The sequence below is a fragment of the Streptomyces sp. NPDC048269 genome (assembly GCF_040652395.1).
Lineage (GTDB): Bacteria > Actinomycetota > Actinomycetes > Streptomycetales > Streptomycetaceae > Streptomyces.
Window position 1 is genome coordinate 358,895 of sequence record NZ_JBEZLW010000002.1, and the last position, 11,952, is coordinate 370,846.

Annotated in this window: 11 protein-coding genes; 3 read left to right on the top strand and 8 right to left on the bottom strand. The window is 72.6% G+C overall.

Annotated features, from left to right (window positions below; all coding sequences use genetic code 11):
- The first annotated feature begins 166 nt into the window (after positions 1–166).
- Positions 167–946 carry an alpha/beta fold hydrolase gene (locus AB0D48_RS03790; RefSeq protein ID WP_362390376.1) on the top strand — a complete coding sequence of 260 codons (780 nt, stop codon included), beginning with the start codon at positions 167–169 and terminating at the stop codon, positions 944–946.
- Positions 939–1,514 carry a hypothetical protein gene (locus AB0D48_RS03795; RefSeq protein WP_362390378.1) on the top strand — a complete coding sequence of 192 codons (576 nt, stop codon included), beginning with the start codon at positions 939–941 and terminating at the stop codon, positions 1,512–1,514. The genes AB0D48_RS03790 and AB0D48_RS03795 overlap by 8 nt, the downstream gene beginning before the upstream one ends.
- Before the next feature lie 350 nt (positions 1,515–1,864).
- On the opposite strand, the gene AB0D48_RS03800 is transcribed toward AB0D48_RS03795, so the two are convergent.
- The 6 genes from AB0D48_RS03800 to AB0D48_RS03825 form a co-directional block, all read right to left on the bottom strand.
- Entirely contained in the window at positions 1,865–2,626 is a 762-nt protein-coding gene (locus tag AB0D48_RS03800) for an endonuclease/exonuclease/phosphatase family protein (RefSeq protein ID WP_362390380.1), read from the bottom strand.
- Between the two features lie 70 nt (positions 2,627–2,696).
- On the bottom strand, positions 2,697–3,638 hold the full coding sequence (locus tag AB0D48_RS03805) for an ROK family glucokinase (protein WP_362390382.1): 942 nt from the start codon (positions 3,636–3,638) through the stop codon (positions 2,697–2,699).
- Positions 3,639–3,699: 61 nt separating this feature from the next.
- Positions 3,700–4,158, bottom strand: a complete 459-nt coding sequence (locus tag AB0D48_RS03810) for a DUF5304 domain-containing protein (RefSeq protein ID WP_362390384.1) — start codon at positions 4,156–4,158, stop codon at positions 3,700–3,702.
- A 107-nt stretch (positions 4,159–4,265) separates the two neighbouring features.
- Positions 4,266–5,468: an ArsA-related P-loop ATPase gene (locus AB0D48_RS03815; protein WP_362390386.1), complete on the bottom strand. Its 1,203-nt coding sequence runs from the start codon at positions 5,466–5,468 to the stop codon at positions 4,266–4,268.
- Between the two features lie 5 nt (positions 5,469–5,473).
- On the bottom strand, positions 5,474–5,917 hold the full coding sequence (locus tag AB0D48_RS03820) for an SRPBCC family protein (RefSeq protein ID WP_362390388.1): 444 nt from the start codon (positions 5,915–5,917) through the stop codon (positions 5,474–5,476).
- A 79-nt stretch (positions 5,918–5,996) separates the two neighbouring features.
- A complete protein-coding gene (locus tag AB0D48_RS03825; protein WP_362390497.1) occupies positions 5,997–6,800 on the bottom strand; it encodes a metallophosphoesterase in 804 nt (267 codons plus the stop codon).
- Between the two features lie 242 nt (positions 6,801–7,042).
- Here AB0D48_RS03825 and AB0D48_RS03830 point away from each other — a divergent pair, with 242 nt between their 5' ends.
- On the top strand, positions 7,043–8,839 hold the full coding sequence (locus AB0D48_RS03830) for an AMP-dependent synthetase/ligase (protein WP_362390390.1): 1,797 nt from the start codon (positions 7,043–7,045) through the stop codon (positions 8,837–8,839).
- 6 nt (positions 8,840–8,845) lie between these two features.
- On the opposite strand, the gene AB0D48_RS03835 is transcribed toward AB0D48_RS03830, so the two are convergent.
- Positions 8,846–10,486: a GMC oxidoreductase gene (locus tag AB0D48_RS03835; RefSeq protein WP_362390392.1), complete on the bottom strand. Its 1,641-nt coding sequence runs from the start codon at positions 10,484–10,486 to the stop codon at positions 8,846–8,848.
- Positions 10,487–10,796: 310 nt separating this feature from the next.
- Complete coding sequence (locus AB0D48_RS03840) at positions 10,797–11,939, bottom strand: glycosyltransferase family 4 protein (protein ID WP_362390394.1); 1,143 nt, start codon at positions 11,937–11,939, stop codon at positions 10,797–10,799.
- Positions 11,940–11,952 lie beyond the last annotated feature (13 nt).

The following is an 11,952-nucleotide window of genomic DNA, read 5'->3' on the forward strand; positions in this document are numbered from 1 at the left end:
CCGTAGATCAACTCGAAAGCCTTCCTGTGTCTGTCGAACAGACCTTAACGCCTGGCCGCACCGGCAGCGGCCCTACGGCCCTGGTCGGTGTCACCCCTGTCGCGTACGGTGAAGTCACACAGAGCAACGCACCCACCCGGCGTACATCATGATCAAGGAGACCCTGGTGCCCGTCCTCCCTGGAGCCGAGCCGTTCCGCCACGAGGGTGGAGAGGTCGGCGTCCTCCTCTGCCACGGCTTCACCGGTTCCCCGCAGTCGCTGCGTCCCTGGGCCGAGTATCTCGCCGCGCGGGGGCTCACGGTGTCGCTGCCGCTGCTGCCCGGGCACGGCACGCGCTGGCAGGACATGCAGCTCACGGGCTGGCAGGACTGGTACGCCGAGGTGGACCGCGCGCTGCGCGAGCTGCTGGACCGCTGCGAGCAGGTGTTCGTCTTCGGTCTGTCGATGGGGGGCGCGCTGACCCTGCGGCTGGCGGCCAAGCACGGGGACGCCATCAGCGGCATCGTGCTGGTCAACCCCGCCAACAAGGTCCACGACCCGCTGGCCTTCGCCCTCCCGGTGGCCAAGCACTTCATCCGGTCCACGGCGGGCATCGCCAGCGACATCGCCAAGCCGGGCTCGGAGGAGGTCGGCTACGACCGGGTCCCGACCCGGGCCGCGCACTCGCTGCGCAAGTTCTTCCAGCTGGTGGACACCGAGCTGCCGCAGGTGACGCAGCCCGTGCTGCTGCTGCACAGCCCGCAGGACCATGTCGTCCCGCCGGTCGACTCGGCGCGGGTCCTCGCCCGGATCTCGTCCACCGATGTCACCGAGACCCTGCTGGAACAGAGTTACCACGTCGCGACGTTGGACCATGACGCGGAGCGGATCTTCGCGGACAGCTATGCGTTCATCGGCCGACTGGTGGAGAGCGTGGGCAGGGAGGGGGCGCAGGCGGGTGGCTGAGCACGAGGAGCAGTCGGGCGGGGTTCCGCCGCTGGACGAGGAAGCGGCGTGGGCGGCGATCGTCGCCGGGTACGGGCAGGAGCCGCCGGACCCGCCGGGGTCGCGGCCGTTCAAGCCGATCGAGAACCTCCTGCTGCCGGAGGAGGACGTCAAACCGCTGCCTCCGGAGCCGGAACCGAAGCCGGAGCCCGGGCCGGAGCCGCCTGCCGCGCTGGGCAGCTCGGTGGTCTTCGCCCCGGGCGTGGGCCTCTCGGGCCCGCGCGACCACTCGCTCGCGGAGCCGCAGGACGACGACCTGACCCCGGCAGACCGGGCCGACGAGGGCCATTTCGTCCCCCCGGAGCCGGAGCTTCCGTCGGCGGACACGACGGCGAAGTTCGCGTGGCTGGCGGTGGTCGGCGGGCCGGTGCTGTTGCTTCTGGCGGTTCTCCTGCAATGGGAGATGACGTGGTGGCTGACGACGCTGGGCATCGGCGGCTTCCTGGGCGGCTTCGCGACGCTGGTCGCGCGGATGGCTCCGCACGACGACGATGACGACGACTACCCGGGCCGCGGCGCGGTGGTCTGACCGCCCCCGGCCCCGCCTTACGCCGGGCTGCGCCCGAACCCGCCTCAACGCCGGCCCGGCTCGAAGACCGGGGCTCCGCCCCGCACCCGCGCCTCAAACGCCGGCTGGGCTGGGTTGTCTCGCTTCAAACGCCGGCGGGGCTGCATGGTCCGCCTCAAACGCCCGCGGGCTGGGTGGTGCGCCTCGAACACCGGCGGGGCTGGGTTCGGCTGATGCCCGGGGCACCCATCCGGCCCCGCCGGCGTGTGAGGCGCGGGGTCCGGGGCGGAGCCCAGCCAATGGCGCCGCACCCGAGCGGGGCGACCCTGCTGAGTCAGGCGGCAGCGGCGGGCCTCAGCCGGAAGGGTGGGCTAAGGCGTGGCCGGGAGGTGGAGGGCCGCCAGGACCGGGAGGTGGTCCGTCGCCGACCGGAGGTCGGTGGGTGAGACGCCCTCCAGCCCCGCAGGGACACCGCAGCCCAGCACCCGCACACCCCCGGTCGCGAACACCGCGTCGATCCGCCGGTCCGGGGCCCCGGCCGGGAAAGTCGACCCCGCACCCCACGGCGCCACCGCCCGGCAGTCCTGAAGCTCGGCGGCCAGCCGCGCGAAGGCAGGGCCCTCCGGCCCCTCGTTGACGTCGAGCGCCGCGATCCCGTACGGCACGTCCAGCCCGGCCAGCCGCTCCAGGAGCATCCCGGCCTGGGCCCGGCGCTCCTCCCGCTGGAGCGACAGGTGCGCGGAGATCAGGCCCACCCGCGCACCGCCGATCCGGACCACCGCCGTGGCAAAGCCCCTGCGGTGCAGGCCCGGCGTGCGCGGCAACAGCACGTCCTGCGTCCGCTCCACGAAGACCCGTAGCGAGCACATCAGCAGCGGACCGGCCGCCGTCGCGCCCCCGCCCAGCACCACGAGGTCGGATTTCGCGGCCAGCCTGGCCGCGTGCTTGCGCCACCGGAAGAACCGCGGCGCCTCCTGCACGAACACGAGGTCCGGCGCACACGCCCGGATGACCCGTGCCAGCGCCTCCTCGTCGTCGCGCAGCGAGCGGATGTTGTAGCTGAGCACCCGGATCACGGCCGAACCGTCGGGCTCCGTACGAGACTTCGGCAGCGAAGGCAGCAACTGGTCCATGCCCGCAACATACGCAGCTGCCCGCCGCTCCCCCAAGGGGCGCGGCGGGCAGCAACGGCAAAAGAGGGGCTCAGCCCTGGCGGGCCAGGTCCGCCGCGCCCACGAGCCCGGCCTTCCCGCCCAGCTGGGCGGCGAGGACCTGCGCGTGCGGACGCCAGGCGCCGCCGATCAGCCAGCGCTTGAAGGACTTGCGGATCGGGTCGAGGACCAGGTCGCCCTCGTCCGAGACCCCGCCGCCGACGATGAACGCCGACGGGTCGAACAGCGAGGCCAGGTCGGCCAGGCCGGCGCCGGCCCAGCGGGCCAGCTCGCGGAAGGAGTCGATGGCCACCAGGTCGCCGGCCCGGGCGGCCGCACTGATGTGCTTGCCCTCGATGCCCTCGGGCGTGCCGTCGCCGAGGGAGAGGAGGATCGCCGCGTTCTCGGGAGTGGCCTTCGCGCGCTGCTTCGCGTACCGGACGAGCGCGCGCCCGGAGGCGTACTGCTCCCAGCAGCCCTGGCTGCCGCACCCGCACAGCAGCCCGTCCGGGACGACCCGGATGTGGCCGAATTCGGCGGCGACGCCGAAGCGTCCGCGGCGCAGCTTGTTGCCGATGATGATGCCGCCGCCCAGGCCGGTGCCGAGCGTGATGCAGATGACGTCCTCGTGGCCCTGGCCGGCGCCGAAGCGGTACTCGCCCCAGGCCGCGCAGTTCGCGTCGTTCTCGACGACGACGGGCAGGCCGATGCGCTGCTCGACCTTGTCCTTCAGCGGCTCGTGTCGCCAGTTGATGTTCGGCGCGAAGAGCACGGTGGCGCGCTTGTCGTCCACGTAGCCCGCGGCGCCGATGCCGACGGCCTCGATGGTGTGGTTGCTGCTGACTGCGGAGACGGCGGTACAGATCGCGTCCGTCACTCCGTCCGCGGTCGGCGGGGTGGGCACCTTGTACGTCTCAAGGATGGTGCCCTCTTCGTCGACCACGCCGGCCGCGATCTTCGTGCCGCCGATGTCGACGCCGATGGTGAGTCCCATTAGTCCCTCGGTTTCCGGTCAAACCCCGCCACGGCCAACGGTACCCGAGGGCGGCCGGGGTTCAGTCGAGATCGATCCGCTCGGTGGGGCCGTCACCGGGGCCTTCGTCGCGGGGGCCGCGGTCCTGGGACCGGCGGGGGGCCGGGGGCTCGTCGCGCGTCCAGCGGCGCTCGTGGCCCTCGACGGCCGAGCGGTAGGCGGCGAGCAGCTCGGAGCCCGCGGCCGCGAGGTGGTCGAAGACCTCGGGGTTGCGCTCGATGACGGGCTTGGCGGCGCTCTTGGCCTGGTTGACGAACTGGCGTACGGCGCCCTGGGCGGCGCCGCCCAGGAGCGGGTTGTTCATCCCGGCGACCTTGTCCGCGACGGCCTCGAAGAGCTTGAACAGCTCCTCGGCGGCGGTCCCGGTGGCCGCGCCGTCCGCCCCTCCCTGCCCGCGCAGGCGCTCCTTCTCGGCGGCGAGGTCCTCCGCGCAGGCCTTGGCCCAGGCGTCGTCGGTGGGGCGGTCGGTGGCCTCGCTCATGGCGGACTCTCCTGCGGCGGCTGCTGTGCGTGCGGTACGGGCTACCTTCGACGGTACCCGAACGGCGGTACGCGGATCAGGGCGTGCGGGTCGGGGCGTGCGGATGTTCAGTGCGTACGGGGCCACAGGCCCGGGTCCGGGGTGAAGCGGATGCGGAGCACGTCCTCGGTCAGGGAGGCGCCGGAGACGGTGCAGCGGCGCAGCGCCGCCGGCAGGGGGACGATCCTGCGGTACGGGCCCGCCGTGAGCAGGAGCTCGTCGCTGCGGCGGATCAGGTCGAGGTCGCGCTTGCGGGCGCCGGGCAGCGGTACCACCCAGACGAGTACCCCGTCCTCGGCGAGCCGGTCCTCGACCGCCCATGCCCGGCGGGGCGCGGGCCGCTCCGGGACGAGGCCGTCGGCGGAGGCGAGCAGTTCCAGGTCCTGCGGGCCGCGCGGGTCCCGGCCGAGGTGGGCGAGCCGGGTCACCGGGACCTCCCCGGCCCAGGCGGCGGTGCACTTCTCCTGCTGGGCGGCGAGCCCGGCGAACCAGGGGTCGGCGGAGCCCTGCGGGAGGAGTCGGTTGGCGACCACGGCGGATACCGGCAGCTGCTGGAGGGCGAGCCCGAGCCGCCCCAGCCGCATCGCGTCGGCGGCTGCCGGTCCCGGCTCGGCGACCAGACGCAGCTCGGTGGTGTCGGCCTCGATGACGTCCTGGACCGCGGCGAGCTCCTCGTCCCAGCGGGCGGCGGCCTCGTACAGCCACTGCGCGGGCATGGGCACACCGGCCAGCTGGGCCAGTACGGGCCGCAGGGCGCGGGCGGCCTGCCGCTCCGCGGGGAGCAGCCGGGCGAGGTAGCGGCGCAGCTGGGCGGGGAGCGCGAGGGTGGCCACGGCCTGGTGGAGCGGCGGCATGTCGACGACGACGAGGTCGGACCCCGGCGCCGCGGCGGCCCGCCGCAGGGCGCGCAACAGCGCGAACTGCTCGGCGCCGGGCAGCTCGGTGAGCTCCTCGGCCCCCAGCGGCCTGGCCCCGACCATGCCGAGGAGGGCGGAGCCGCGCTCCTGGAGGGCGACGAGTTCGTCGCGGAACTCCTCGCCGGAGTCCACCCGTGCCACACGGATCCCGCCGGCCGCCGGGGCGGCCCGCAGGCCGGGCACGACCTCGGCGGGCTCCCCCACCGGTTCCCCGGTCAGGGCGGAGAGCGGGTCTCCGACGTCTCCGGACAGCAGCAGCACCCGGCGGCCCTGCCGGGCCGCCGCGAGGGCGGTGGCCGCGGCCACCGTGGTCCGCCCGGCACCGCCGGGGCCGGTGATCAACAGGGTGTGCACGGTGTTCAGCCGGTCGATTCGACGCGCTTCTTCAGGCCCGCGAGCGCGCGGTCGATGATGACCTTCTCGGCCTTGCGCTTGATCATGCCGAGCATGGGGATCTTGACGTCCACGGTCAGCTGGTAGGTGACCTCGGTGCGCTTGCCGCCGTCCACCGGGGCCAGCAGGTACGAGCCGTCGAGCTGGCGCAGCATCTGCGACTTGTCCAGGGTCCAGCTGACCTCGTCCGCGCCCTTCCAGGTGTAGGCGAGGGTGTGGTCGTCCTTGATCGCGCCCGCGTCGAGCAGCAGCCGGACCTTCTCGGCCCGGCCTTCGGCGTCGGTGGCCAGCACCTCGGCCTCCTTCACCTCGCCGGTCCACTCGGGGTAGCGGGCGAAGTCGGCGATCACGGCCATCACATCGGCCGGCGAGGCGTCGATCGTGATGCTTGAGCTGGTGTGTTCCGCCATCGCGGTGGCTCCTCCGGGGAGTATTCGAGGAAGTGTGCGGCCTCCGGCCGCCGCTCGAAGGCTACCGTGCGTGCGGAGCTCACCACTCCAGGGCCCAGGGCCTCCCGGTGGCCGCGAAGTGCCCGACGTTCACGCACTCCGTGCTCCCGATCCGCATCCGCCGCGCGAGCGGCTGGTGGACGTGTCCGAAGAGGGCGTACCGGGGGCGGGTGCGCCTGATGGCGGCGAGCAGGGCATCGCTGCCCCGTTCGAACCGGCGCGCGACCGTGTCGTAGCAGAGCTCCGGCACCTCCGGCGGGATGTGCGAGCACAGTACGTCCACCTCGCCGAGCGCCTCCACCTTGGCGGCGTACTCCTCGACGTCGACCTCGTACGGGGTCCGCATCGGCGAGGGCAGCCCGCCTCCCACGAAGCCGAAGACCCGGCCGCCGATCTCCACCCGCTGCCCGTCGAGCACGGTGACTCCGGGGCGGGCGGCGTACTCGGGCCACAGGGCCGGGATGTCGACATTGCCGTAGGTGGCGTACGTCGGGGTGGGGAACGCGGCGAACATCTGCTCGTACTGGCGGCGCACCGCGCCCTCGATCAGCCGGTCCCGGTCCAGCCCGGCCCACAGCTGCCGCCCGAAGGCGTGCGCCTCGGCGAAGCGGCGCGCGGTGCGCAGATGCACGATCCGGTCGGCGTTCTCGACGCCGAACAGGTCGGGGAAGATTCCGCGCGAGTGGTCGGCGTAGTCGAGGAAGAGGACGAGGTCACCGAGGCATATCAGCGCGTCGGCGCCGTCCCCCGCCCGGGCGAGGGCCTCGGCGTTGCCGTGCACATCGCTCACGACGTGGACGCGAGTTCGGCTCGAACCGCTCGTGTCCGTCTTCGCGCTCCGCATGCTGCCACCCATGCGGCAACCCTAGGGCGGGCGGGCGACGGCGGGTAGACAGGGGTGCCAGAGGGGGCCGGACCTGCGGTTACTTCCGGGTCTCGGACGGGGTCGACTAGTGTCGCCGTATTAGTGCCGCGTTTTGTGACGCACGGAACATCTGGCCGGTTCCCTCTATCGGGAACCCACTACCGGTGGGTAACGTCCGGTCGGTCCACACGGTGGCGATGGCGCCCAGAGGAGCAGCAGTCTTGCGCGAGTTCAGCCTTCCGGCCCTGTACGAGGTCCCGTCGGACGGGAACCTGACGGATCTCATCCGCCGCAACGCCGCTCAGCATCCCGACACGGCCGTCATGAGCCGCAAGGTCGACGGCCAGTGGCAGGACGTGACCGCGACCGAGTTCCTGGCCGAGGTCCGGGCCGCCGCCAAGGGTCTGATCGCGGCCGGCATCCGTCCGGGCGACCGGGTCGCCCTGATTTCCCGTACCCGCTACGAGTGGGTGCTGATCGACTTCGCGATCTGGAGCGCGGGCGGCGTCACCGTCCCCGTGTACGAGACCAGCTCCCCCGAGCAGATCCAGTGGATCCTCGGCGACTCCGGCGCCGTCGCCGCCGTGGTGGAGAGCCCCGGGCACAGCGCGGCCGTGGCCTCGCTGCGCGACCGGCTGCCGGAGCTGCGAGAGGTCTGGGAGATCGAGCAGGGCGCCCTCGCGGCGCTGAAGAGCGCAGGCGCCGGGATCACCGACGAGGAGGTCGACGAGCGCAGCAGCCTCGCGGGCGCCGACGACCCGGCCACCATCGTCTACACCTCGGGCACCACCGGCCGCCCCAAGGGCTGCGTGCTCAGCCACCGCAACTTCTTCGCGGAGTGCGGCAACGTCGTCGAGCGGCTGGGTCCGCTCTTCCGCACGGGCGAGTGCTCGGTGCTGCTCTTCCTGCCGGCGGCGCACGTCTTCGGGCGCCTGGTGGAGGTGGCGGCGGTTCTGGCGCCGATCCGGCTGGGCTGCGTACCGGACATCAAGAACCTGACCGACGAGCTGCAGTCTTTCCGGCCCACGCTGATCCTGGGCGTGCCCCGGGTCTTCGAGAAGGTCTACAACTCGGCGCGCGCCAAGGCGCAGGCCGAGGGCAAGGGCAAGATCTTCGACGCCGCAGCCGAGACCGCGATCGCCTACAGCCGGGCGCTGGACACCCCCCGCGGCCCGTCCTTCGGCCTGAAGCTCAAGCACAAGGTCTTCACCAAGCTCGTCTACAGCAAGCTGCACGCGGTGCTGGGCGGGCGCGGCGAGTACGCGATCTCCGGCGGCGCACCGCTCGGCGAGCGCCTGGGCCACTTCTTCCGCGGCATCGGTTTCACGGTCCTGGAGGGCTACGGTCTGACGGAGTCGTGCGCGGCCACGGCCTTCAACCCGTGGGACCGGCCGAAGATCGGTACGGTCGGCCAGCCGCTGCCGGGCTCCGTGGTGCGCATCGCGGACGACGGCGAGGTGCTGCTCCACGGCGAGCACGTCTTCAGCGGCTACTGGAAGAACGAGACGGCGACCGCCGAGGCACTGACCGACGGCTGGTTCCACACCGGTGACGTCGGCACCCTCGACCAGGACGGCTACCTCGCGATCACCGGGCGCAAGAAGGAGCTCATCGTCACCGCGGGCGGCAAGAACGTCGCTCCCGCCGTGATCGAGGACCGGATCCGGGCGCACGCGCTGGTCGCGGAGTGCATGGTCGTCGGCGACGGGCGGCCGTTCGTGGCCGCGCTGGTCACCATCGACGAGGAGTTCCTCGGCCGGTGGGCCGCCGAGAACGGCAAGCCGGCCGGTGTGACGGCGGCGGAACTGCGCGAGGACGCGGAGCTCAACGCCGCCGTCCAGAAGGCCGTCGACGACGGCAATGCGGCGGTTTCCAAGGCGGAATCGGTGCGGAAATTCCGCATTCTGCCCTCCCAGTTCACGGAGGAGTCGGGTCACATCACGCCGTCGCTGAAGCTGAAGCGCAATGTGGTGGCGAAGGACTTCGCGGACGAGATCGAGGCCCTGTACCGGGGTTAGCCGGAGCTAGCGCGGGTCCGTGGCAAGGATCCGCGCCATGTTCCGCTCGGCGAGGGCCGTGATCGTCACGAACGGGTTCACACCGAGCGAGCCGGGGATCAGGGAGCTGTCGACCACGTACAGCCCCCGGTAGCCCTTGGCCCGGCCGTAGAGGTCGGTCGCGCCGCCGAGGACGCAGCCGCCGAGCGGGTGGTACGTGAAGTTGTCGGCGAAGGCCCTGTTGTCGCCGAAGGCCCTGTTGTCGCCGAAGAGGTCGTACCGGTAGATGGTGACGTTCCGCCGGTTGATGCGGTCGAAGAGGTTCTTCGCCGCGGCGACCGAGGGCGTGTTCTGGTCCCGCCGCCAGTTGAGCCGGGCCGAGTCGGTGGCCGCGTCGTACGTGAAGTGCCCGCGCTCGGGGTTCTTGGTGATGGCCAGGTACATCGAGATCCAGTGCTCGAATCCCATGGGGAGCGGGGCGATCTCGGCGAAGACCGGGTTCGAGGCGTTGTCCCAGTCGTCGATGCCCAGGGCGGGCATGGTGGCCTGGTTGCAGCCGACCGTGTCCCAGAGGTGGTTGGCGCGGGCGGTCATGACGTTGCCGTTGTGGCCCCAGCCGAGCCCGACCTCGTCGCTGAGCTCGGGCAGCGTCCCGGTCTCACGGGCCCGCAGCAGGATCTCGGTGGTCCCCAGACTCCCCGCCCCCAGGAACAGCTGCCTGCAGCCGAGTTCCCGGGTCTGGGTGACCCGCCCGGTGAGGTCGCTGGTCCGCACGGTCAGCACGTATCCCCCGGCCGGGTCCTGGCGTACGCCGACCACGCGCTGCATGGTCTCGATGGTGACGTTGCCGGTGCCGAGGGCGGCCGCGAGGTAGGTCTTGTCGACGCTCTTCTTGCCGTGGTTGTTGCCGTAGATGACCTCGCCCGCGAGCGCGGAGCGGGTGGCGGTGCCGGCCGCCTCGCGCTGCATGTAGCCGAAGTCGTAGACGTTGGGGACGAAGACGGTCTTCAGGCCGGTGTTCTGGGCGTGCTTGCGGGAGATCCGGGCGAAGCGGTACCACTCGGTGGACTCGAACCAGCCGGGGTCGATGTCGTTCACGCCGAGCATGGCGCGGGCCCGGGGGTAGTAGGTGCCGTACATCTCGTCGGCGTCGACCCCGGGCAGCACCTCGGTGAAGTACGAGCGCCAGGGGGTGGGCGCCATGCCGCCGTTCACGAGGGATCCGCCGCCCACACCCCGCCCCACGTACACGGACATGTCGCCGTAGTTCACGCGGTCCAGGACACCCGGGTACGGGCTGATGTCGCGGTTGACCACGTCGAGCCAGAGGAACTGGGCGAGCGGGGCCTCGGTGCGGGTGCGGAACCACATGGACCGCTGGTCGGGGGCGGAGGTGGAGGGGAAGACCTTGCCGTCGGGCCCGGGGGTGTCCCAGAGCCTGCCCATTTCGAGGACGACGGTCCGTACGCCTGCCTGCCCCAGCCGCAGGGCGGCGACGGCGGCGCCGTAGCCGGAGCCGACGACGATGGCGGGTGCGTACTGGGCCGCTGGCGGCTCGGCCGGGGCAGCGGCGGCGGAGGACAGCCCGATCCGCGTGAACCCGAGCGCGGCGGCGGTCTGGAGAGCGCCGAGCCCCAGCAGGTGACGGCGCGTCAGATTTGGTGTCATGGCCGCATGATGGGCGGAATCCGGCCCTCCGGCCATACGCCGTCTTGACAGGCATCTGAGAGACAGTCACACGTGGCTGCGGCGTCCGCACCCGGCCGCCAGGCGCTTGAGAGCGCAGCCGCCGCACCCCTTCAGCCCCGCCGGTGTTTGAGGCGCGGGGTCTGGGAGCCCCAGCAGCGGCGCCGCACGCTTCGAACCCCGCCGGCGTGGGCGCCGCACCCACCTGAGCCCCGCCGGAGGCGCTAGGGAGTGTCGTCAAAGTAGCGTCGGCCGCCCGGAGGCCAGCCAGACGGGACTTTGACGGCACGACCTAGAGCAGGGCCCGGAGGCGGTCCGCCAGGAGGTCCCAGCGCCACTTCTCCTCGACCCACGCACGGCCCGCCGCGCCCATCCGCGCCCGCAGGGCGGGGTCCAGCAACAGCGCGGCGACCCGGTCCGCCGCCTCGTCCGGGGCGCCGCCCCGGACGACCCAGCCCGTCTCCCCGTCCAGCACCGCGTCGGGGGCCCCGCCGGAGTCGCCCGCGACCACCGGCAGGCCCGTCGCCGAAGCCTCCAGGTAGACGATCCCGAGCCCCTCCACGTCCAGCCCGCCCCGCCGGGTCCGGCACGGCATCGCGAAGACGTCCCCGGCCCCGAAGTGCGCGGGCAGTTCGGACCACGGGACCGCGCCCGTGAAGACCACCGAGTCCGCGACCCCCACCGACACCGCCAGCGCCCGCAGGTCCGCCTCGTAGGGCCCGCCGCCCACGATCAGCAGCACCGCGTCCGGCACCGCCGCCAGGATCCGCGGCATCGCCTCGATCAGCGTGTCCTGCCCCTTCCGCGGCACCAGCCGGGAGACGCAGACGACCACCGGCCGGTCGGTCAGTCCCAGCCGGGCCCTGACCTCCGCGCCGCCCGACTCCGGGTGGAAGGTCTTCTCGTCCACCCCCGGCGGGAGTTGCACCATCCTGGCCGCCGCCCGGTCCGTCACCGCCGAAGCGATCCGCGAGCGCGTGTACTCCCCCAGGTAGGTCAGCGTGTCCGTGCCCTCGCCGATCCGCCGCAGCAGCTGCCGCGCGCCCGGCAGCTGGGCCCAGCCCGCCTCGTGGCCGTGCGTGGTCGCCACGATCCGCCGGGCCCCGGCCCGCCGCAGCGCCGGGCCCATCAGACCGAGCGGGGCCGCCGCCCCGAACCACACCGACTCGCAGCCGTGTTCGCGCAGCAAGCCCACCGCCCGCCGCGTCACGCGCGGTGTCGGCAGCAGCATCGTCGTGCGGTCGCGCACGACCTGGAACGGCTGCTCGGCGTCGAAGGCAGCGGTGGCCTCACGGCCCTCCGCGCTGTGCTTCCACGTGGAGGCGTAGACGACGATCCGGTCGGGATCCAGCCGTAGCGCCATGTTGTGCAGGAAAGCCTGGATGCCGCCGGGTCGCGGCGGGAAGTCGTTGGTCACGATCAGCGTCTTGTGCATCGCCTGCCAACGT

Bases quoted from the DNA above. Each gene is read 5' to 3' on its own strand.
- AB0D48_RS03800 (WP_362390380.1), bottom strand. From the start codon at position 2,626: ATGGACCAGTTGCTGCCTTCGCTGCCGAAGTCTCGTACGGAGCCCGAC.
- AB0D48_RS03805 (WP_362390382.1), bottom strand. From the start codon at position 3,638: ATGGGACTCACCATCGGCGTCGACATCGGCGGCACGAAGATCGCGGCC.
- AB0D48_RS03810 (WP_362390384.1), bottom strand. From the start codon at position 4,158: ATGAGCGAGGCCACCGACCGCCCCACCGACGACGCCTGGGCCAAGGCC.
- AB0D48_RS03820 (WP_362390388.1), bottom strand. From the start codon at position 5,917: ATGGCGGAACACACCAGCTCAAGCATCACGATCGACGCCTCGCCGGCC.
- AB0D48_RS03825 (WP_362390497.1), bottom strand. From the start codon at position 6,800: ATGCGGAGCGCGAAGACGGACACGAGCGGTTCGAGCCGAACTCGCGTC.
- AB0D48_RS03835 (WP_362390392.1), bottom strand. From the start codon at position 10,486: ATGACACCAAATCTGACGCGCCGTCACCTGCTGGGGCTCGGCGCTCTC.
- AB0D48_RS03840 (WP_362390394.1), bottom strand. From the start codon at position 11,939: ATGCACAAGACGCTGATCGTGACCAACGACTTCCCGCCGCGACCCGGC.